Genomic DNA, 21,166 nt, shown 5'->3' with positions numbered 1-21,166 from the left:
TACATTTCCTCCTGACTAACTTAAAAGTACTCTATCATTATCTAGTTCTTCACCAGATTTAATTTTAAATTTTTCTAATAAATCTGACACCGTAAGCTGGGCACGTTCTTCTCCTGCTGTATCAAAAACAATGCGTCCACCATTCATCATCAGTGTCCTGTTTCCAACCTCTAAAGCCTGATGCATATTGTGAGTAACCATAAGGCAGGTGATGCCACGTTCCTTAACGATTGATTTGGTAAGCTCTAAAACCTTTTCTGCTGTGGCAGGGTCAAGTGCTGCAGTGTGCTCATCCAAAAGCAAAAGCTTTGGTGTTACGAATGTGGCCATAAGAAGTGTCAGTGCCTGACGCTGGCCACCTGATAGTAAACCAACCGGCTGCTTCATTCTATCCTCTAATCCCATACCAAGTAAAGCTAACTGCTCCCTAAACTTAGCCTTATCCTTAGCGCTGATTCTTGAAAACAGCTTGCCGGTGGAATGAGATGCTCTAAGATAAGCAAGTGCCATGTTTTCTTCGATGGTCATGTGAGGTGCTGTGCCCTTTAATGGATCCTGGAAAAGATGACCGATGTCCTGGCTTCTCACATATTCCTTCTTAAAGGTGATGTCCTCTCCATCCAGATAAATGTTTCCCTCATCTACAATAAAGGTACCTGCGATGGCGTTAAACATGGTAGATTTGCCGGCACCGTTTGAACCTACGATAGTAGCAAAATCTCCATCTGCCAAATCCAGGCTAAGGTTTTCAAGTGCAACCTTTTCATTAACTGTACCAGGGTTGAAGGTTTTTGATATGTTATCAAGCTTAAGCATTATACACCTTCCTTTCTGGCATTTCCTCTATAGTTGGCAAACTCGCGCTTTTTGAGGGCGAGCTTTCTTTTTACATAAGGTGCTGCAATGGCAACAGCTACTATTATAGCAGAAACCAGCTTCAATGCCTCCGCTGGAACTGAAAGTCTTAAAGCAATTGCTACAATAAAACGATACAAAATGGAACCTAGGATTGTTCCAATGATACGTCTTGGAATGCTACCCTTGTTACCAATCAAGGTCTGGCCGATGATAAGAGATGCCAGGGCGATTGTTACCATACCTGTACCGATATTAATATCTGCAGATTTCTGGTACTGCGCAATAAGTGCACCAGAAAGACCTGTCAGTGAGTTTGCAATACAAAGTCCAACTGTGATTGTCAGTGTTGGGTTAATCGAAGATGATTTTACCATATCAGCGTTATCGCCTGTGGCTCTGATGGACATTCCAAGAGTTGTACCAAGGAACCACCAAAGGGCAATTGATATGATAGCAACGATTGCAATTACGATGGCAACCTTGTACCAATCTCCAATGAAGCCTGCGCCTAGTGTATCCTTTCCAAGAGAGAATACTGTGTCGCAGCCAAAAAGATTTGCAATGGAAGAAAATCCCATTACAGCAATATTAATTGTGTATAATCCTGTGTTTACGATGATACCTGCAAGAATAGATTCTACCCCAAGTCTGGTCTGAAGGAAAGCTGTTACAAAGCCTGCACAAACACCGGCAAGCATAGCAGCAAAAAGGGCTAAGAATGGATGGCCTGCAAGAGACACCATCGCTCCCACTGCACAGCCTAAGGTGAAGCATCCATCTGTAGTAAGATCTGCGATATTAAGAATTGTAAAAGAAATAAAAAGTGCCAATGCAACTAGGGCGTATATACACCCTAGCTCCAATGCACTCATGAAAATCGAAACTGTAAAAATACTAGACATTACTCAAACTCCTCCGCTGTCTGTACTTCAACGAAGCCGTCGCACATGTCCTTAAGCTTGGCATAATCTAGATTGAGGGCAGCTGCTGTTTCTGTGTTAACTGTAGCTGTACCATTATCAAGAAGCTTAACTGGAAGCTCTGCTGGAGATTTGCCATCTACCAATACTTCTGCAACCATGTTAGCTGTTTCCTTGCCAAGTGTAGCGTAATTTACGCCATATCCTAAGTAAGCACCGTTAAGTGCAAATGAATCAGCACCGCAATAGTGAGGGATACCTGCATCGATGAATTTCTCATAGATAGCAAGCTCACACTTCATGATTGTATTATCAGTAGGAGTGAACACTGCATCCACCTTCTCAGCTACCAAAGCATCTGCTGCAAGCATAACCTCATCGTTAGTTGTTCCTGTCTTTTCAACATATTCAACACCTGCTGCATCAAGAAGCTTCTTAGCTTCCTTGATAGGACCTGCAGATGCATCCTGGCTCTTATCATAAAGAAGACCAACCTTCTGGATGTCTCTGTCCTGCTCAAAGATTAAATCGAAAACTGCCTCTGTATTAAGACCGTCTGATGTACCAGTTACGTTAGCACCTGGCTTGTCGTTAGATGCAACAAGACCTGCTGCCTCTGGGTCAGATACTGCTGCAAAAACTACAGGTATCTGATTGTCCTCTGTTGCAGACTGGCAAATCATGGCTGTAGGTGTTGCTACTGGAACAAGCACATCAACCTCATCATTGATAAGCTCTGTCACTATCTGATTGATAGTAGTGGCATCAGCCTGGCCATTATAATAATAGTTACTGTAATCAAATGTGCAGCCCTTTTCCTTGCCGATTGCATCTAACTGGCTTTCCACATTTGCAACAATCTGATTTAACGATGCATCATCCACGTACTGAATAATGCCTACCTTATATGCCTTTCCATCTGCAGGTGTCTCTACTTTAGCAGCGTCATCTGTAGATGTAGCTTTATTTCCACAACCCACCATTGAAAGGGCAAAAGTCATAACCATCATTAATGATAATAATCTTTTTTTCATAATGTTCCTCCTGGCCTTCTCCGTTAATTTACAAATTATTCTATCACATCACTTTAACAAGTTAAAGTGTAAAATCGTTAAATAATAATTTTCCATAAAATAAGCTTCTCCCTAAACGAGAGAAGCTATTATTTATTCCATGACAGAATCCTTTATTGTAATGTAGGTTCCACCATCTTCTTCGTATGTTGTGAAGGTGCCCTTGATAACTAATAATATAAATGCTATTTTTCTTTTCACAGCTTACCCCCTGATTCTTCCAATCAAATAACAAATTCCAAATAATGCCACGTCACAGGCTACGATTGTTGAGCCAACCGGTGTACCTGCAAGGATGGAAATAAGAATTCCAAGTAGTGCGCATATCATAGAAGATACTGCCGAGAAAATTGTTACGCTCTTAAAATTCTTAAGAATGCTCATTGCAGAAAGTGCTGGGAAGATGACTAAGGCTGATATCAAAAGCGAGCCCACCAAATTCATTGCAAGGACAATGATTACAGCAATAACTGTAGCAATCAACAGATTGTAAAAATTAACCTTTGTGCCTACAGCATTAGCAAAATCCTCGTCGAAGGTTACTGCAAAGATTCGGTTATATAAAATTATGAACAGCACGGTTACAATGATAGCAAGTATTCCACAAACCCACACATCAGTCTTTGTAAGCATCAAAATAGACATTGAACCAAACAAAGTAGTGCACACATCTCCTGATACGTTTGAAGAGCTTGGAAACAGATTCATCAGCATATAACCAAATGCCAAAGCGCCAACAGAAAGCATGGCTATAGCTGCATCGCCCTTTATCTTTGCGTTCTGTCCCTTTCTAAGAAGTAATATTGCAAATACGATAGTGATTGGTAAAACAATTATCATTCTGTTGGTAAGATTAAATATTGTTGCAATAGCAAGGGCTCCAAAAGCCACATGTGAAAGACCATCTCCTATGAAGGAATATCTTTTAAGCACCAGTGTAACTCCAAGCAGTGATGAGCAAAGGGCTATAAGCACTCCCACTACAAGGGCATATCTTACAAATGGAAAGCTTAAATATTCTATTAATGTATCTAGCATGTCAAGCCTCCTTCATTTACGTCATAAACCTTATTGGCGTACTTGCTTACATTTGCAAGGTCATGACTAATCATTATAATTGTCATGCCATCATCATTCAGCTGCTTAATAAGCTCGTACATTTCCTCGGTAACGGTTGGGTCCAGGCCAGCCACTGGCTCATCCAAAAGGATGGCCTTTTTGGTTGCACACAATGCTCGCGCCAGCAATACACGCTGCTGCTGGCCACCTGAAAGCTCACGGTAGCATCTGTTTTTCAGCTTCTCTATTCCCATCTTTTTGATGTTAGAAAGTGCCAGCTTTTTCTGTTCCTTTGTATAGAAAAATCTTTTTCCAAGACTGTTCTGACAACCTGAAAGTACAATTTCAAACACAGATGCAGGGAAATCCTTTTGAGCTACAGACTGCTGAGGCAGATAGCCAATCTCATTTTTCATAAGGCCATCACCAAAATCTATGGAGCCTGCCACAGGTGACTGCAGGCCTAAAATAGTCTTCATAAGTGTGGTCTTTCCTGAGCCATTTTCACCTACTATGCAAAAGTAGTCTCCCGCTTCTATTTCAAAATTAATGTTATCTAGAACTGCCTGGTTTTCATAACCCACAGCAAGTCCCTTCGCTGTTAATACTGCCATAATGTCTCCTTAGTTTAACGCTTCAGTTAATACCTTTAGATTGTTTTTCATGATGCTTAAATATGTCACGCCGTTTTCGTAGTCTGCGGATGTGGATGACTGCATGGAATCCATGGCAAGAATCCTAGCATCCTTTGAATTCGTGTTTGAGATAATGGTGTCGGCAATTTTGTTATCTGAGTTTTCGATAGTGAGGACTGTCTTAAGGTTAAGCTCATCAACTTTTTCTGCTAAGAATTTGATAGTTTCAAAGCTTGCTTCTGTTTCTGCTGAGCAACCTACGAATGCTGCGAAATAATCAAGTCCGTAGTCGTCTACCATGTATCTAAATGGGAAACGGTCTCCGAACAATACTGTCTTTGTTGAAGCTGCATCTACCATATCTCTATATTCATTATCAAGATTTTTGATTTCAGTGATATAGGCATCTGCGTTAGCTGCGTAAGTATTGGCATTTGCTGTGTCTATTTCTGACATGGCCTCTTCAATAGCAGCTACACATACTGCTGCATTCTTAAGAGAAAGCCAAACGTGCTCATCATATTCAACCTCTTCTTCACCTTCGGACTCTTCCTCTTCCTCAGCCTGCATCCCCTCTACAACTTCCTCTTCTTTGATGCTGTCCTTAAGCACGTCCATAAGGTTGATTACCTTCTGATTTGGGTTAACAGATGTCTTAATGGCATCCTCTGCCCACTCATCAGACTCACCGCCAACATATATGAATAAATCGCATGTAGCAATTGTTTTGATGTCCTCTGCTGTAGGCTGGTAGTTGTGAAGATCCGCACCGTTATCAAGTAGATTAGTAACCTCTACTCCTGTGGCGTCTCCTACTATCTCCTTCACCCAATCGTACTCTGGGAAAATGGTAGTAACAACAGATATGCCATCCTTTGATGCAGCTGACGACGCTGATTCAGTGCTATTTGTGCCACAACCTGCAAAAGCTCCCATCATAAATACAGTAGCTGTCATTAAACCTATTAAATTTTTAATTTTCATCTTTAATTAATCCTTTCGTGTCTATAAAAAATTATACCAAAATAAAACCTTATAAAATATAGACCTTTTCAAGAATCAATTCTCACCTTTTGGGATACTAAACTAGCCTGAACAGGCTGGCTTTGAATAAAATCTTAAATCCCTTGTCATCATAATTACTTTGGTTTGATTTGTCAAACCCACAGGACTTATGAATAAAAAATGAAAAAATGGTGAATTGCCGCATGAATATTCTGAAATCTACTATAATAATCTTATATTGTGGTGTAATGTAAACATTATAACGAAACACTATTGAGAGGAGGCTCTTTTATGTACGAATATATTACTATTGAACGTAAATATGGTAGTGGTGGCCATAATATTGCCGAAGCATTGGCTAAGCGTCTTGGCTATCGCCTGTACGACCGTGGCGTTGTCGTTGAAACCTGTAAGCGCATGGGATTATCTTACGATCAGGTTTCCGGCATGGATGAGCAGACTCCTATCAAACCTATCTTCAAGGCCCCTGGTAATGAGCACCTTTCAATGGAAGAGCAGATTTACAATACAGAGGTTGATATTATCCGTGAAGCTGCTGAGAAGCCTGGTTGCGTATTCGTAGGAAGATGCGCAAGCGAGATTCTTAAAGATAAAAAATGCTTGAAGGTTTTCATTACAGCTGATGATGATTACAGACTGAATCGTTCTATCACTGTAGAAAAGAATGAAAAAGATAAAGCAGAAGATGTAATGAAGAAATTCGACAAGAAACGTGAGAAATTCTTCACCACACACTCCAGCGGAAAATGGGGCTCTCCTGATTCCTTCGACATTGTAATTAATTCTACTCACCTTAGTGAGGAAGATTGTGTAGCCCTCTTAGAAGCCCTAGCTAAATAATAAACTGTTTTTAATGACAATATAAAGGAACATTATCTTATTTAAACATCTAAGATAATGTTCCTTTTATCATTTGTCACTTATATCTATTGCAGTTAAGTGAAAAACAGATGAATTCATAATTCACTTATCTCGCAATCGCTTAAAAGTTAAGTGTATTAAACAAAATAAAAATTTCACTTAAAAATGCAAAATCCTGTTAAGTGTATTAAAAAATAAATATTATAAACTTAACTTTTTAGTTGTAACTTTTGAATTTCTTAAGTTTATTTCATTCATATTAGATTTAAACTTATAAAGCTCAATCACCTTATTAAGTGATAATATAGTTTTCCCATATAAACTTAATTATACCTAAATATTTTTATGCTTTTTGAAGTGAATTTTTATTTTTCTTATATTCACTTAACACACTTTCCATTTTTTAAGTGGGATATCAACTATTCCTATTTTCACTTAACAAAAAACTCTATTTATCAGTGTTATTGCATCCAATTCAAAAAATACTCACGCTCTGACTTAAATACAACATAGAAATTATCCTAATATATCAATATACTCTCCTGCTAAAGCCTTGTTCATGCTGCGGACTGCGCAGAACTTGCCACACATAGAGCATGTGTCATCAAATTCTGGTGAACGGTCGGCACGGATGGCCTGAGCAGTTTCTGGGTCCAATGAACATTCCCACTGCTTGTCCCAATCAAAGCACTGTCTAGCCTCGGCCATGGCATTATCCTGGTCCATTGCGTGAGGAATATGCTTTGCAATATCTGCTGCATGGGCCGCAATCTTAGAAGCGATAATTCCCTGCTTTACATCATCTACATTAGGAAGAGCTAAATGCTCTGCTGGTGTTACGTAGCAAAGGAAGGCTGCGCCGTTTTGAGCTGCGATGGCACCACCGATAGCTGATGTAATATGATCATAGCCTGGTGCAATATCTGTTACGATTGGCCCAAGTACATAGAATGGTGCTCCCATACAAATCTTCTGCTGAATTTTCATATTTGCAGCGATTTCATCCATTGGCATGTGGCCAGGGCCTTCAACCATAACCTGTACATCCTTTTCCCAAGCGCGCTTTGTAAGCTCACCAAGTCGAACCAATTCCTCTATCTGGCAAACATCTGACGCATCTGCAAGACAGCCTGGACGACATGCGTCACCAAGAGAAATTGTCACATCATACTCTCGACAGATATCTAAGATTTCATCGTAATATTCGTAGAAAGGATTTTCCTCACCTGTCATACACATCCATGCAAATACCAAAGAACCGCCACGTGATACGATGTTCATTTTTCTTTTGTGCTTTTTAATCTGCTCTATTGTCTTTCTTGTTATTCCACAATGAAGAGTAACGAAATCAACGCCATCCTCAGCGTGAAGACGTACAACATCAATGAAGTCCTTGGCTGTAAGTGTAGCCAAATCGCGCTGATAATGAATAACACTATCATAGATTGGAACTGTGCCAATCATAGCAGGACATTCCTCTACAAGCTTCTTTCTGAAAGGCTGGGTGTTTCCGTGGCTGGATAAATCCATAATAGCCTCAGCCCCCATATCTACTGCAGCCATAACCTTTTCCATTTCAATGTTGTAATCCTTGCAGTCGCGGCTTACGCCAAGATTTACATTTATCTTAGTGCGAAGCATGCTGCCAACGCCCTCTGGGTTAATGCATTTATGATTAACATTGGCTGGGATGACTACCTGTCCCTTTGCAACTAATTCCCTAATTTCCTCTGATGTGCGATATTCCTTTAATGCCACCTGCATCATTTCACTTGTTATTATTCCCTTACGGGCAGCATCCATCTGTGTTGTGTATTCTCTCATTTCTTCTCCTTTTCTTTCAAGATTGGGTAAACCCAATCTGCTCGCATTAATATATAGCGCATAATGAAGCCATATGATTCAGTGGGCCTGACCCCTGTCCCAAATCTAAGCCGGCTCCAATAGCAGTTTCGATATAGTGTTTAGACCTTGATATGGAATCCTTCAGATTGTACCCGAGGGCAAGATGTGAGGCTATGGCACTGGACAATGTACAGCCCGTACCATGGGTGTTTGGATTATCGATTCTTTTTCCATTGAACCAGGTAATCAGTCCATCATCAAAAAGCACATCGCTTGCATCAAAAATGCTGTGTCCGCCCTTAACTAATACTGCGCATCTATAGGCAGTTCCAATATCTATAGCGGCACATTCCATATCATCCTTTGTTCTTATTGTTCTTCCCGAAAGAGCCTCCGCCTCAGGGATATTTGGGGTGATAACCCTGGCAAGTGGAAACAGATACTTTGCCATTATTTCATGGGTCTCATCCTTCATAAGAACGCTGCCACTGGTGGCAACCATAACAGGATCTACTACCACGTTTTTTGCATCATATTCCTTCAGCTTTCTTGCCACCACCAACACCTGCTCTGCTGATGGAAGCATGCCGATTTTAACTCCATCTGCCTTTATATCTGACAGGCAGGAATCTATCTGTGCCTCCAGCATATCAAGGCTTGTTTCTACCACGGCATCAACACCCATTGTATTTTGGGCTGTTAAAGCGGTAATCGCAGTCATGCCATACACACCCAGGCTTGTCATTGTTTTTAAATCCGCCTGAATTCCTGCGCCCCCACTGCTGTCACTTCCAGCAATTGATAAAACTACCTTCATCCTTTAATCTCCCTAAACTTCTTAAGCATATTTTCTGCCGCAAGCTTTGGCGAATCAGCCTTCATGATAGCTGACACTGCGCATACGCCTGCGATATTTACTCCCTTTAATACATCCATGTTAGAAGGATTCAATCCGCCAATAGCATTAACTGGAATTGGTACCGCATTTACGATATCATTCAAGGTTTCAACTGATGTAATAATCGTCTTTACCTTTGTAGTTGTTGGATAGATTGCCCCAACCCCTAAGTAATCAGCCCCTGCTTCATAGGCCGCCTTTGCAACATCTACCTTTTTGGCGGTAGCCCCCAATATCTTATTGTCACCAATTATTTTTCTTGCTGTGGACCATTCCATGTCCTCTGCTCCAAGATGCACACCCTCTGCATCAACAGCTAACATTACATCCACTCTGTCATCAATAATCAGCGGCACATTATATTTCCTGCTGATTTCATGCACCTTTGTGGCTAGCTCAATATGCTCCCTAGTAGTTCTATTCTTTTCCCTAAGCTGCATCAAGGTAACGCCACCCCTTAGCGCCTCTTCTACACGGAATAGGAACTCATCTAATTCATAAGGTGTACTGTCCGTAATAAAATAAAGCTCGCTATTAAAATCCATTATTCCTCCTAATTTACGATAAAACAAAAAGCGGAAGCTACCTGATTTCTCAAATAGCTTCCGCGTAATATCATAATTAATCGGCGTCCCTACGTTGGCATTATCCAAATCAGGTTCTCGGTCGAAGGTCACACCTTCCTCTCAGCCTGTTTACAAGCTCCCGTTTCAATATAAAATTTCCTTCACTATAATGCTACAATCGTGGCAAAAATGCAACCCCTAAATTTACATCATAGCATTCTGCTTCCCGATTGGGTACTGCTGTAGTAATTTTTTATATTCCTTGTCGAAGGATTCTCTTTCTTCGGATGTAAAGCTCTTAAAATACTCATGAGTGCTGTAGTCATTATCGTAGATGGTTATCATCTCCACTGCTATGTTGGAGCAATGGTCAGATGCTCTTTCAAAGTCTGTCAGGATGGTTTCTAAAATAGCCCCCATCTCAATTGTACATTTTCCTTTTTTGAGTCTTTTGATGTGATTTTCTTTGATTTGTTTTGTTAATGTGTCGATTACTTCTTCTAAAGGCTCTACATGAGATGCCATTTCAATATCGTCATCTGAAAAGCTTTGTACTGTAAGATTGCAGATGTCATTTATTGCCATACTTAATGTTTCGATTTCCTTTTTCGCTTTTTTGCTAAAGGACAAATCCTTCTTATACATCTCCTTTGCAGTTTTTACAATGTTAGTAGCGTGGTCTGATATTCTTTCAAAATCACTGATGCTGTGAAGGATTAAAGACATGCTTTGGCTATCAGCTGTAGAAATATTACCACCGGCAAGCTTTACTAAATATGAGCCCAAAACATCTTCGTAATTATCCACAACACCTTCTAATCTTTTGACCTCTTTTGCCTTTTTGGAATCATAGCTTTGAAGAACTTCTAAGGCTAATCCCATGGAATCCTTTGAAAGCTCAGCCATTTCTCTTACCTTTTTCCTACAAAGCTCCATAGCAAATGCTGGATTGCCAAGAAATCTTTCATCGATAGCAACTACATTTGTAGCAGCTTCCAGCTCTTTACCATCTGGAATTGTTATTGTTGCAAGCTTGACCAGGTAATCCGCAAATGGAAACAGCAGGATGGTTGCGCCAATGTTAAACATACTGTGGATAAGTGCGATTCCTGCAGCATTTGCTGAATCATTCAAAAATGCAAAATCCACAAAAGTATGTAGGCCATAAAATACCATCATGAAAATACAGGTTCCAATAAGGTTGAAATACAAATGAATCATCGCTGCTCTTTTAGCATTCTTGCTCGCTCCAATTGATGAAATAATGGAGGTGACACAGGTTCCGATATTCTGCCCCATTATTATAGGCAGTGCTACCCCATAATGGACTGCCCCTGTTGCACATAGAGCCTGAAGGATACCAACCGATGCCGATGAGCTTTGAATAATAGCTGTAATAATTGCACCAACTGCCATACCTAGAATTGGATTACTAAAGGCTGTCATAAGTCCTGCAAAGGATGGATTGTCAGCAAGTCCTGATACGGCACCACTCATGGTTTCCATTCCAAACATCAGGATTGCAAACCCCAATAATATGCTTCCCACATCCTTCTTCTTCGATTCTGCATTGCCTCCTAGCACAAAGATTATACCGATAGCTGCAAGCACTGGAGAAAATGATGATGGCTTTAAAAGCTTAAGCCAAATTGTACTGCCCTCAATTCCAGTAAGTGACAACATCCAGGATGTGATTGTGGTTCCGATATTGGCACCCATGATAATTCCAACAGCCTGGGATAATTTCATTATCTCTGAATTTACAAAACCTACCACCATTACAGTTGTTGCAGATGATGATTGAATTACCGCTGTAACGCCAGCTCCTAAAAGCACAGCAAAAATTCTTTTGGTGGTCAGCTTCTCTAAAATGCTTTCAAGCTTTCCGCCAGCCATCTTGGAAAGACCATCTCCCATAATATGCATTCCATACAAAAACAACGATAAACCACCAACCATGTTTAAAAAACTAAAAAAGTCCATACACTTTCCTTTCTCATACCTATTCTTTACATTTGTAAAAATAGTATTTGAAAGTAAAATATATGGACATTTTTATGTAAAATCTATGTAAAATTAGATTCCGTTTTTTAGTCGATTAAGCCCGTCCTCAAGTGTCGCGCGGGTACAGGCTACGTTCATGCGTAGGAAGTAGCGACCGGCTTCGCCGTATTCGATGCCTTCAGTGATGTAAAGACCTGTTTTGGCTCGAATAGCTGCAGCCACATCTGCACTGTCTTTTCCAAGCTTGCTAATATCTATCCAAAGAAGATATGTGGCCTCGCCATGAACTATACTAAGCTTTGGAATTTCCTTTTCAATGAAATCCTCGGCGATTTTTCGATTCGTAAATACGTATTCACGCATTTCATCAAGCCACTGTCCGCCCTTATTAAAGGCTGCTTCTGTAACAACCTGAGCAAAGGAATTAGGCTCTGCCACTTCATCAGTGTTAAGGCCACGCCATACCTTGTGACGCAAGAATGGATTTGGCACTACAACGGCTGATGTCTGCATACCTGCAATGTTAAAGCATTTAGTAGGTGCGATGCAGGTGATGCTCACATCCTTGCAAGTTTCTGAAACTGAAGCAAACGGCACATAAGACTTGCCAGGGATAGTGATGTCGCAATGTATTTCATCTGAAATAACTGTAACACCATACTTCTTTGCAAGCTCGCCTACCTTTGCTAGCTCTTCCTTATTCCATATTCTTCCAACAGGGTTATGAGGATTGCAAAGAATCATAAGGCTAGCCTGTGGGTCTGCCATCTTTTCTTCCAAATCTGCAAGGTCCATTTCATAGTTGCCATCCTTGTAAATAAGAGGGCTTTCAAGTGGTCTGCAGCCGTTGTTTACAATACTGTTGAAGAAGATATTGTAAACAGGTGTCTGAATGATGACCTTTTCGTTTGGTGTGGTAAGCTTTCTAACAATTGATGAAATAGATGGGATTACGCCTGTTGAAAAGATAAGCCACTCCCTTTCGATTTCAAATCCATGTCTATTCTTCCACCAGTTCTGGTAAGCCTGATACCATTCATCTGTTATGTCCGAATAACCAAATACGCCGTGGGCAAGTCTATCTGCAATAGCTTCTCTGATTTCTGGGGCAGTCTGAAAATCCATATCTGCCACCCACATAGGAAGCTCATTTTCCTCCACATCCCACTTTAGTGAATCAGTGCCACGACGATTTACCGGTGTATCAAAATCATATTTTCCCATTAACGGTCTCTTCTCCATTCTACGATTTCTTCTGTCTTGCCAACTGCATTACAAACAATCTTTGTCTTAGATGGGTCTACCATATCCTTTTCCACAATCAGCTCCTCGATTTCCTCAGCTTGGATTGTTCCGCTTTCAGGATTAAATACGCTGTCGATCTTGTTTGTAATTTCAGCATCGATATTCTTAGCATACTCAAATGCAAGTGTAGTATTAATAAGCTTGCAGTTTTTCATTGTAAGATTGTCGATGTAGCAAAGTCCCTGAAGACTTTCGATAATACAATTTACAAATGTAAGATTCTTCGCATTCCAGCCAAGATATTCGCCGCAAATGTAAGAATCGTAAACTGTTACGTTTTCTGTATTCCAGAAAGCATCCTTTGATAAAAGCACTGAATTACGAATAGTAACGTTGCTTGCTCCATCAAATGAATAGTTTCCATCTAATCTTAGGTTATCGATTTCGATTCCCTGTGAATTCATAGCAAAATAATGTCCCTTTGCAGTTACATTGTTAAGCTTGATGTTTTTACACATCCAGAAGGTTTCCTCAGCGTTTGTTAAATCAACATTATCAAGTGTTACCCCATCACATCTGCGGAAATTCTTAGGTGCTGTAATAAGCGAATCCTTCACAGTGATGTTATTTGTGTACCAAACTCCAGAACGGGCCATCTCAAACCAGTTGCAGTTTGTTACGTTGATATTATTTGAATACCACATTGGATATTTCCATTTAAACTGTGAATTGTAAACCTCTATATTCTTGCTTTCCTTTAAAGGAGATTCTCCATCATCAAAAACAGAATCATAGATCTTTGCACCATCCTCTGCGAAAAGTGCTCTCTCCCCTTTAAAAAACTGCTGTCTATATTCTTTCATTCTATACCTCCGAACTATCTTTCATTAATACAAGAAAGATTGTATCACCTGGAGTTAACTCCAAGTCAAGTAATCTATTAACTTACATTTATATTCTATCACCAATATTCGATTTTGTAAAATTAAATAGTACGCTTCGAGTTCAGGTATCTGTTTATAATCATTCCAATGTTTACAATTCCATCAACAAACAGGACTATTCCCAAGAACACCATGTACCATGCTAATGTATCCTTAGGAGCTATCAGAATGAACCCTGCTAAAATTATCAAAAATACAATTTCTATCACAAGCTTAACCTTTTCAGGTCTTCGTTCTTTTTTGTCAGTGTCTGCGCAAAGATTCCTGAATGCAATGGCATTACGATAGGCCCAGGCCAAAAATGATACTCCAATTACCACGCTTCCTATCAAAAACAGGGCGTCCTCCTTTACTAAAAGCATGGCGTATATTCCTATCATAACAATGCAGATATAGACTCTGGCAGATTCCTCCTGCAGATTCCATTTAGCCTTTATCAAATGTCTGATGGTTACGCCTATTTCAAAAACGATTACTGCAAAAAGAATCAGACTGATAGCTGCCTGCATGATATATTCCGGAACAATAAACAACAGAATGCTTGTTAGTATCATTATGGCATAAGGAATCCATTCCTTTGCCTTTATGCCTTCCTTTACCTTTTTGGCCTTCTTGCCGTCTGGTGCTTTATCAAGGGCTGCTGTAATCGGCAGCTTCATAAAGGTTTTAACAGTGCTCTTATCCAATGATAGTAGCTCAATCAAAATCTTTTCTACAGCAAATGGGCCCTTTTGTACTACCTGAGTTGTTGTTTTAATTCCAGCCTTATCGATAGAATTAAAAAGATTGTTTACGAAGGTGGTACGCTTTTCATCGTTAACGCTTTCAATCCACTGATCTAACACCTGATTGATAAACACGCTGCCTGGATGATTGGTTTCCGAAACCACCGGTTTTCCATGGTCCACCGCCCATGTAAGGCAATCATGCTGCATAACACCTTCCTCGGTGCTTTTTAAAATCTTAACAGGAATATCCTTTTCCTCAAAAAGCTTTCCAAATATTGAATACTCTGGGATGAAGCGAAGTGATTTGTCCGCTATTTTCTGAACACAGGCCTTATCGCACACCTCTGGGCAAAGTCCAGGACCATCGTTCATATATACGTATTTTATCCAAGGCTGATATTCATCTTCTATGTGGGTAGATGCATAAAGAGCCAGATTTGCTCCCTTGCTGTGGCCTGCCACAATTATCTGATGTTTGCCATCCATACTGTCACGAAGATAGGCAAGAGCCTTCTTTTGAGCTTCCGTTTCTGTGAAGCTTATCATAAAATCTTCCTTCCAGCCTGCCATGGTGTCATCGGTGCCACGATACGCTACAAACCTTAAATCTTCCGTTAAATCAAAGGTCATGGCTGCAAACTGGGCGCTTAAGGATTCGTCCAAAATATCTGCATGACAGCTTAGATAGATGTCACCAAATCTTTTTGAATCGGCTGCCATATCCACCACAAAATCCCTGCCGTAAAATGTGCCATGAATACCTGTTGTTTTCTTTACCTCATCAATAACATCCCTAAACTTTCTGGGTTCACGGATTACCATATCTGGCATCAACAGATAAACCAGTCTGCACAATATAAAATTATCAATCTCTGTTAATTCCTTCTCCTCAAATGAAACATCCTTATACCACTTGAGGTAGTCCAATGTATTATCCATTTTTCACCTTAAAATTAAAAAAGTAATAGTCACTAATAAAATAGTAACTATTACTTTTACCAAATACAATAAACTAAATATTAAATTTCTAAGAACTAAACTTTTAATTCTTGAATGAATGGATAGGTGCTGGAATACGTCCTTCTCTGTTGATAAAGTCTGCGCAAGAGAACTGATTAACAGGCATGATAGGTGCATAACCGAATAATCCACCAAATTCTACTGTATCACCAACGCCCTTACCGATAACTGGGATAAGACGTGCAGCTGTTGTCTTCTGGTTAACCATACCAAGTGCCATCTCGTCTGCAATCATACCTGAGATTGTAGTAGCTGGAGTGTCACCAGGGATGGCAATCATATCAAGACCTACTGAGCATACGCAAGTCATAGCCTCAAGCTTTTCAAGAGTGATTGCACCAGCCTCAACAGAATTAATCATCCCCTGATCCTCTGATACAGGAATGAATGCACCTGAAAGTCCACCTACGTAAGAGCTAGCCATAACGCCGCCCTTCTTAACCTGATCGTTAAGCATTGCAAGAGCTGCTGTTGTACCTGGAGCACCTGCATATTCAAGTCCGATTTCGCATAAGATATCTGCAACTGAATCTCCAACTGCTGGAGTTGGTGCCAAAGATAAATCTATGATACCGAAAGGAATGTTAAGACGCTTTGAAGCCTCCTGTGCTACAAGCTGTCCCACACGAGTAACCTTGAACGCTGTTTTCTTAATAGTCTCGCAAAGAACCTCGAAGCTTTCACCTCTAACTGCTTCAAGAGCTTTTTTAACAACACCAGGACCAGAAACACCAACGTTGATGATTGCATCTGCTTCTGTCACACCGTGGAAAGCACCTGCCATGAATGGATTGTCATCTGGAGCGTTGCAGAATACTACAAGCTTCATACAATCTACTGAATCTCTGTCCTTTGAACGGTCTGCAACCTGAAGAAGAATATCTCCCATCAAACGAACAGCATCCATGTTGATACCTGTCTTTGTTGAAGCAAGGTTAACAGAGCTACATACTCTTTCTGTCTCACATAAAGCCTGTGGGATAGAGCGAATAAGCATTTCATCTGCAGTTGTCATACCCTTTGAAACTAGTGCTGAATAGCCACCAATAAGATTAGCTCCTACTGCTTCTGCTGCCTTATCAAGTGTGTGAGCAATGCTAACAAAATCCTCTGGAGTCTTGCAAGCTGCGCCACCTATAAGAGCTATAGGAGTTACTGAGATACGTCTATTTACAATAGGAATACCGTAGTCTCTTTCAATTTCCTTGGCTACCTTATCAAGGTCCTTGGCAACTGTAGTGATACGGTTATAAATCTTTTCATTTAATAGCTTTAAATCTGCATCAATGCATTCTAATAAGCTGATACCAATGGTGATTGTGCGGACATCAAGAGTCTGCTCCTCCACCATCTTATTTGTCTCGATGACTTCTTTTATATTTACCATGATTATTCTCCTATAAGCGGTGCATCTTTTCGAAAATCTCTTCCTTCTGTGCCTTTACCTGAACGCCAATTTCGTCCCCGAGCTTTTCCAATTCGCTTTGAAGATCACCGAAGCTTGTTGTGGCTGCGTTAATGTCCACAATCATCATCATGTTAAAGAAGCCCTTTACAATAGTTTGAGTAATGTCTAATACATTAACCCCATTGTCTGCCAAATATGTACAGATACGGGCGATAATTCCCACTGTATCTTTACCTACAACTGTAATAATAACCTTATTCTCCATTGATTCTCCTTCCTTTAATACAAGTCTAGTCCGCCTGTTAATAGGCAGCTTAGTTTTTCATGCTCCCGAAGGCCACCTCCCATTGCAGTCAAGGGAACCTCCCTAAAGGGTCCCTCCTTAACTACATGGGGCCCTCCTTCTCGCGCTTGCCTAGGTTGTGTAGCCTATTAACATGCTCATTGACAAACCTTACATAACCACTCGTTCGGATACCTCGCTACGTGAAGCTACGGTGATGTTGAAGTCGGCGCCGGTGTATGGGGTGCGTTCGTCCATTGTTACCTCCAGACGGACTGTTTCGTAAGCCAAATCAGGGTAATTGTTCTCATGGCTAAGATGTCCCAAAAAGACATGCTTCACATTATCATGAAGTACCTGACTAAGCAGCTTACCACTGGCTTCATTTGATAAATGTCCGTATTTTCCTAATATTCTTTGCTTAAGTGGATAAGGATATGCTCCCACCTCTAGCATGTGAATATCATGGTTTGCTTCAAGCAACATTGCATCAAGCCCTGTAAGGTTGTCAATTATATTGTTGTCATAATACCCTAAGTCAGTGCAGACTGCAACCTTTGATTTATCATTTTCTATACGATATGCAACTGGGTCAGCCGCGTCGTGGCTGATATGGAATGGGTGAATTTTAAGAGAACCTAGAGTGAAATCCTCATCAGGTTTAATCACATGAAAGAGGCTATCATCGATAGCCCCTAAACTTTTCATTGAACGTATAGCAGAAATAGTGCCAGCAGTAGCGTAGATTGGAATATGATATTTGCGAGAAATAACGCCTACACCTGACACATGGTCTGAATGCTCATGTGTTATTAAAAGTCCGTTCATATCAGCTGTTGTGTAATCGTATTTGTTCATACCAGCTTCAATGCGCTTTCCAGATATTCCCGCGTCAATCATAACGTGTGTATGGTCGTCACCTACACAAATACAATTTCCGCTACTACCGCTTGCAATACTAAAAAAATCCATTATAACTATAATCTTTCTATAAATAATTCTATCTACTCCCTTTTAACGGGAAGGCAAGGTCCATGCAAATTGCCTACGGCAATGGACCTGCCGTAAAAAACAGGTTCTTCCCAGCAAGCTGGGCCCCTCCTATTTTTAGCTCCAGAAACACTCCACCTCATCATTAGCATGCAGTTCATCAGAATAACCACATTTCTCACCGTTGATTCTGATGATAAGTGGTCGGCCGTTTCCTGCGTTAGGATCGAAGTCGATAAGATTGTAGATGTCTACAAAGATGTAGTCCTTCTTGCCAGACAGTACCATGTTCTTGCCGTTGATTTTAACTGGCAAATCCACTGTCTCAATCTTAATCTTAGTTCTTGCATCCTTAACAGGTGCATCATCTATTTCAGGAGCCTCGTAGTCCTCTGGCAATCCCTCGCCATCCTCTACAATATAATCTCCTTCATAAGCAACCTTGGAAGTGGTTGTCCAATCAATAACGAAGTTCTCATAAACTAATGAATCGTAGCCTGATGGACGATTGTTTACAAGAATCTCGTATCTGTCATCTATGGTAACATCCATGAATTCTGCCAGCTGACCTACTGTATAGAATGGGCGTGTTTCAATAACATCCCCTTCCTTAATAACGTAGGTAGGTGGTTCCATGGAACCGTTAACCTCTACAAACTTAGGACATTTTACTCTGTGACCACATACAGTGAAGTACAGATAATCTGTTGTGAATTCTGATAAATCAGCGATTGTACCAGTTCCGCCTTCACCAACTGTAGATGGCACTACTGTAACATCTGCGTTGAATTCCAAAGGTGTGTTGATACCAACAGACCTGCCGTTCATTGTAACAACAGCTGATTCACCTTCTTTACCGCGAATCATGCGGGATACGCCATTGACTGTGAAGTTGATTTCACGGCCACGTCTTGGGAAGAGCTGGTCAGCAGAAAAGCCGGCCTGCATAGCTGCATCCACAATAGTAAGCTGTCCATTATCGTATAATTTCATCATTTCACCGTTGAAGTGAATCATGATGAAGTTGTTCTTTGTCTCATAATAATTGAGGCAGATACCAATAGGTGTAACAAGAAGTGAATCCTTTTTAACATCCTCTTCCTCGAAGATGATGTTCTTCATAACCTCTTCTCCACGAAGGGCTACACGCTCTGGCACTATCTTTAAATCCTTGGCAAGTGCTTCTGTAAAGCTATGGATTTTGCCGCCTCCACCTACAACAAATGCTGCAGATACTGATTTGCCACCGTTAAGCTCCTGAATCTTTGTCGAAACTTCCTTGGCAATCTTTTCCATAACTGGGTCTGTCAGTTTCCATACATCCTCAGATTTGATGGTATGGCTGATTCCCATAATATCTTCGTAAGTAATATCGCCACCTTCTGTGGAAGCACGTTTGATGGTTTCTGCTGTGGCGAAATCAACTAAAAATTCGTGTACTAATACTTCTGTAAGCTCATCACCTGCCATAGGTATCATGCCGTAAGCGATGATGCTTCCGTCCTTTGTGACACAGATATCGGATGTACCTGCGCCTACATCTATAAGTGCTATATTAAGCATTCTGAAATTCTGAGGGATTGCTACATTGATAGCTGCGATAGGCTCCAATGTAAGATTAGCAACGGAAAGGTCGGCCTTTCCAACTGCCGAATAAAGTCCATCAACAACATCCTCTGGAAGGAATGTTACGATGATGTCCTCTCCTATCATATCAGCCTTGTGATCCTCAAGAGATGTAAAAACATCGCCATTTAAATAATACCTAACAGTAGAATAGCCAACGCAGAAGAATTTGTATTTTTTATCTTCGTCGCCTTTAAGCTCCTTGCCTGCCTGCTCAATACCCATCATGTCAAGTGTATGCAAATCTTCCCCAGTAACAACTGTTTCCTCTGGGAAGTCCATCTCCACATGAGTGGTGACTGTGCGAAGTACACGACCAGCGGCAGCTATACATACTTCTGTAAGATTAAGACCTGTTTTGGCCTCAAGCTCCTTTTTAACATCATCGCAGGTAGCACCAACACGGCCGATATCATGAATCTGACCATCAAGCATAGCGCGAGTATCATGCTCCTTTAAATCCTGCGCGATAACGTGAAATTCGTCCCCTTCAAGATAACCTACTGTTCCAATAACATTTCTAGTACCAATATCAAGCCCAAATACAATATCCTTCGTCTCCATAAACTACTCTCCTCGGAATTTTCTATCCTAATATATGGCGAAGCTGAAGCAGTGTCTGCTCCTTATCACCACTATTATCAATAACCCTGTCAGCATGCTCTCTAAAAGAGGCATCACTGCGCTGAGACATGATAGTATTTTTTATTCTTTCTACCCCATAACCGCGTGATTCCATAAGGCGCTTTGTCCTTACATTTTCATCGGCATATATATACCACATCTCATCAACAAGTTTACCATATCCACATTCTATGAGCAATGCAGCTTCAAAGAAAAAATACTCTATATTGTGCTTTTTTCGTTCTTCCTCTACTTGATTTAGTACTTCCTTTTCAACTGCAGGATGAACGATATTATTCACACTGACTCTAAGCTCATCATCGGCAAACATGAGCTTTGCCATCAATGGGCGATTAATTTGACCATCGGGTCCCACAATACTTTCAGGCCATGGCAGGGCCACCACTGCCTCAAAGCATTCCTTTCCTGCCCTCATTAAATTTGCTGCCACTTCATCTGCCAGCAAAACCTTACAATTAAAATTTTCCTTTAGTAAAGAGAGCACCGTGCTTTTGCCAGCGCCGATGCCCCCTGTAATTCCTATAAATTTCAT

Annotated in this window: 19 protein-coding genes and 1 riboswitch; of the genes, 1 reads left to right on the top strand and 18 read right to left on the bottom strand. The window is 40.6% G+C overall.

Translation table 11 applies throughout. The features are described 5' to 3' along the window. Positions 1-15: 15 nt before the first annotated feature. The 6 genes from G611_RS0101485 to G611_RS0101455 all read right to left on the bottom strand — a co-directional run bounded on the left by G611_RS0101485 (position 16) and on the right by G611_RS0101455 (position 5,529). Positions 16-816, bottom strand: a complete 801-nt coding sequence (locus tag G611_RS0101485; protein ID WP_028242098.1) for an ABC transporter ATP-binding protein — start codon at positions 814-816, stop codon at positions 16-18. Then, positions 816-1,760 (bottom strand): ABC transporter permease, encoded by a 945-nt coding sequence (locus G611_RS0101480; RefSeq protein WP_028242097.1) that lies wholly within the window; start codon positions 1,758-1,760, stop codon positions 816-818. The genes G611_RS0101485 and G611_RS0101480 overlap by 1 nt, the downstream gene beginning before the upstream one ends. Then, entirely contained in the window at positions 1,760-2,812 is a 1,053-nt protein-coding gene (locus G611_RS0101475; protein WP_028242096.1) for an ABC transporter substrate-binding protein, read from the bottom strand. Before G611_RS0101475 ends, G611_RS0101480 begins: the two co-directional genes overlap by 1 nt. 243 nt (positions 2,813-3,055) lie before the next feature. Beyond that, positions 3,056-3,889: a metal ABC transporter permease gene (locus tag G611_RS0101465; protein WP_028242095.1), complete on the bottom strand. Its 834-nt coding sequence runs from the start codon at positions 3,887-3,889 to the stop codon at positions 3,056-3,058. Continuing rightward, a complete protein-coding gene (locus G611_RS13545; RefSeq protein WP_036947685.1) occupies positions 3,883-4,524 on the bottom strand; it encodes a metal ABC transporter ATP-binding protein in 642 nt (213 codons plus the stop codon). The genes G611_RS0101465 and G611_RS13545 overlap by 7 nt, the downstream gene beginning before the upstream one ends. 9 nt (positions 4,525-4,533) lie before the next feature. Continuing rightward, positions 4,534-5,529, bottom strand: a complete 996-nt coding sequence (locus G611_RS0101455) for a metal ABC transporter substrate-binding protein (protein ID WP_028242094.1) — start codon at positions 5,527-5,529, stop codon at positions 4,534-4,536. A gap of 312 nt (positions 5,530-5,841) precedes the next feature. Between G611_RS0101455 and G611_RS0101450 the strand changes: the two genes are divergently transcribed. Then, positions 5,842-6,411: an AAA family ATPase gene (locus G611_RS0101450; protein WP_028242093.1), complete on the top strand. Its 570-nt coding sequence runs from the start codon at positions 5,842-5,844 to the stop codon at positions 6,409-6,411. A 537-nt stretch (positions 6,412-6,948) separates the two neighbouring features. Here G611_RS0101450 and thiC read toward each other — a convergent pair. From thiC to coaE, 12 genes are all read right to left on the bottom strand, one after another. Then, a complete protein-coding gene (thiC, locus tag G611_RS0101445) occupies positions 6,949-8,256 on the bottom strand; it encodes a phosphomethylpyrimidine synthase ThiC (RefSeq protein ID WP_028242092.1) in 1,308 nt (435 codons plus the stop codon). Positions 8,257-8,302: 46 nt separating this feature from the next. Next, positions 8,303-9,094, bottom strand: coding sequence for a bifunctional hydroxymethylpyrimidine kinase/phosphomethylpyrimidine kinase (thiD, locus tag G611_RS0101440; RefSeq protein WP_028242091.1), 792 nt, complete (start codon positions 9,092-9,094; stop codon positions 8,303-8,305). Then, on the bottom strand, positions 9,091-9,720 hold the full coding sequence (gene thiE / locus G611_RS0101435; protein ID WP_028242090.1) for a thiamine phosphate synthase: 630 nt from the start codon (positions 9,718-9,720) through the stop codon (positions 9,091-9,093). The genes thiD and thiE overlap by 4 nt, the downstream gene beginning before the upstream one ends. A 68-nt stretch (positions 9,721-9,788) precedes the next feature. Beyond that, positions 9,789-9,894, bottom strand: a riboswitch (TPP riboswitch). 51 nt (positions 9,895-9,945) lie between these two features. Further along, entirely contained in the window at positions 9,946-11,724 is a 1,779-nt protein-coding gene (locus G611_RS0101430) for a Na/Pi cotransporter family protein (protein ID WP_028242089.1), read from the bottom strand. Between the two features lie 93 nt (positions 11,725-11,817). Further along, entirely contained in the window at positions 11,818-12,969 is a 1,152-nt protein-coding gene (locus G611_RS0101425) for a MalY/PatB family protein (RefSeq protein WP_028242088.1), read from the bottom strand. Further along, positions 12,969-13,853: a DUF3737 family protein gene (locus tag G611_RS13540; protein WP_036947682.1), complete on the bottom strand. Its 885-nt coding sequence runs from the start codon at positions 13,851-13,853 to the stop codon at positions 12,969-12,971. The genes G611_RS0101425 and G611_RS13540 overlap by 1 nt, the downstream gene beginning before the upstream one ends. Before the next feature lie 122 nt (positions 13,854-13,975). After that, positions 13,976-15,601 carry an Mbeg1-like protein gene (locus G611_RS0101415; RefSeq protein ID WP_028242087.1) on the bottom strand — a complete coding sequence of 542 codons (1,626 nt, stop codon included), beginning with the start codon at positions 15,599-15,601 and terminating at the stop codon, positions 13,976-13,978. Positions 15,602-15,704: 103 nt separating this feature from the next. Then, entirely contained in the window at positions 15,705-17,069 is a 1,365-nt protein-coding gene (locus G611_RS0101410; RefSeq protein WP_028242086.1) for a PFL family protein, read from the bottom strand. Positions 17,070-17,079: 10 nt separating this feature from the next. Continuing rightward, entirely contained in the window at positions 17,080-17,355 is a 276-nt protein-coding gene (locus tag G611_RS0101405) for an ACT domain-containing protein (RefSeq protein ID WP_028242085.1), read from the bottom strand. 189 nt (positions 17,356-17,544) lie between these two features. Further along, positions 17,545-18,345, bottom strand: coding sequence for an MBL fold metallo-hydrolase (locus tag G611_RS0101400; RefSeq protein WP_028242084.1), 801 nt, complete (start codon positions 18,343-18,345; stop codon positions 17,545-17,547). A gap of 135 nt (positions 18,346-18,480) precedes the next feature. Beyond that, the gene (locus G611_RS0101395) at positions 18,481-20,553 is read right to left on the bottom strand and encodes a cell division FtsA domain-containing protein (RefSeq protein WP_028242083.1); all 2,073 of its coding nucleotides are present in this window, start codon (positions 20,551-20,553) and stop codon (positions 18,481-18,483) included. Between the two features lie 22 nt (positions 20,554-20,575). Continuing rightward, positions 20,576-21,166 carry a dephospho-CoA kinase gene (coaE, locus tag G611_RS0101390; RefSeq protein WP_028242082.1) on the bottom strand — a complete coding sequence of 197 codons (591 nt, stop codon included), beginning with the start codon at positions 21,164-21,166 and terminating at the stop codon, positions 20,576-20,578.

Source organism: Pseudobutyrivibrio ruminis AD2017, from assembly GCF_000424305.1.
Classification (GTDB): domain Bacteria; phylum Bacillota; class Clostridia; order Lachnospirales; family Lachnospiraceae; genus Pseudobutyrivibrio; species Pseudobutyrivibrio ruminis_B.
Note: the sequence above shows the minus strand (reverse complement) of the source record. Positions and strands in the feature narration are given on the sequence as shown.

Bases quoted from the DNA above. Each gene is read 5' to 3' on its own strand.
- G611_RS0101400 (WP_028242084.1), bottom strand. From the start codon at position 18,345: ATGGATTTTTTTAGTATTGCAAGCGGTAGTAGCGGAAATTGTATTTGT.
- G611_RS0101395 (WP_028242083.1), bottom strand. From the start codon at position 20,553: ATGGAGACGAAGGATATTGTATTTGGGCTTGATATTGGTACTAGAAAT.
- coaE (WP_028242082.1), bottom strand. From the start codon at position 21,166: ATGAAATTTATAGGAATTACAGGGGGCATCGGCGCTGGCAAAAGCACG.
- G611_RS0101405 (WP_028242085.1), bottom strand. From the start codon at position 17,355: ATGGAGAATAAGGTTATTATTACAGTTGTAGGTAAAGATACAGTGGGA.
- G611_RS0101455 (WP_028242094.1), bottom strand. From the start codon at position 5,529: ATGAAAATTAAAAATTTAATAGGTTTAATGACAGCTACTGTATTTATG.
- G611_RS0101410 (WP_028242086.1), bottom strand. From the start codon at position 17,069: ATGGTAAATATAAAAGAAGTCATCGAGACAAATAAGATGGTGGAGGAG.
- G611_RS0101475 (WP_028242096.1), bottom strand. From the start codon at position 2,812: ATGAAAAAAAGATTATTATCATTAATGATGGTTATGACTTTTGCCCTT.
- G611_RS0101450 (WP_028242093.1), top strand. From the start codon at position 5,842: ATGTACGAATATATTACTATTGAACGTAAATATGGTAGTGGTGGCCAT.
- thiC (WP_028242092.1), bottom strand. From the start codon at position 8,256: ATGAGAGAATACACAACACAGATGGATGCTGCCCGTAAGGGAATAATA.
- G611_RS0101465 (WP_028242095.1), bottom strand. From the start codon at position 3,889: ATGCTAGATACATTAATAGAATATTTAAGCTTTCCATTTGTAAGATAT.
- thiE (WP_028242090.1), bottom strand. From the start codon at position 9,720: ATGGATTTTAATAGCGAGCTTTATTTTATTACGGACAGTACACCTTAT.
- G611_RS0101425 (WP_028242088.1), bottom strand. From the start codon at position 12,969: ATGGGAAAATATGATTTTGATACACCGGTAAATCGTCGTGGCACTGAT.
- G611_RS0101415 (WP_028242087.1), bottom strand. From the start codon at position 15,601: ATGGATAATACATTGGACTACCTCAAGTGGTATAAGGATGTTTCATTT.
- G611_RS0101480 (WP_028242097.1), bottom strand. From the start codon at position 1,760: ATGTCTAGTATTTTTACAGTTTCGATTTTCATGAGTGCATTGGAGCTA.
- G611_RS0101430 (WP_028242089.1), bottom strand. From the start codon at position 11,724: ATGGACTTTTTTAGTTTTTTAAACATGGTTGGTGGTTTATCGTTGTTT.
- G611_RS0101485 (WP_028242098.1), bottom strand. From the start codon at position 816: ATGCTTAAGCTTGATAACATATCAAAAACCTTCAACCCTGGTACAGTT.
- thiD (WP_028242091.1), bottom strand. From the start codon at position 9,094: ATGAAGGTAGTTTTATCAATTGCTGGAAGTGACAGCAGTGGGGGCGCA.
- G611_RS13540 (WP_036947682.1), bottom strand. From the start codon at position 13,853: ATGAAAGAATATAGACAGCAGTTTTTTAAAGGGGAGAGAGCACTTTTC.
- G611_RS13545 (WP_036947685.1), bottom strand. From the start codon at position 4,524: ATGGCAGTATTAACAGCGAAGGGACTTGCTGTGGGTTATGAAAACCAG.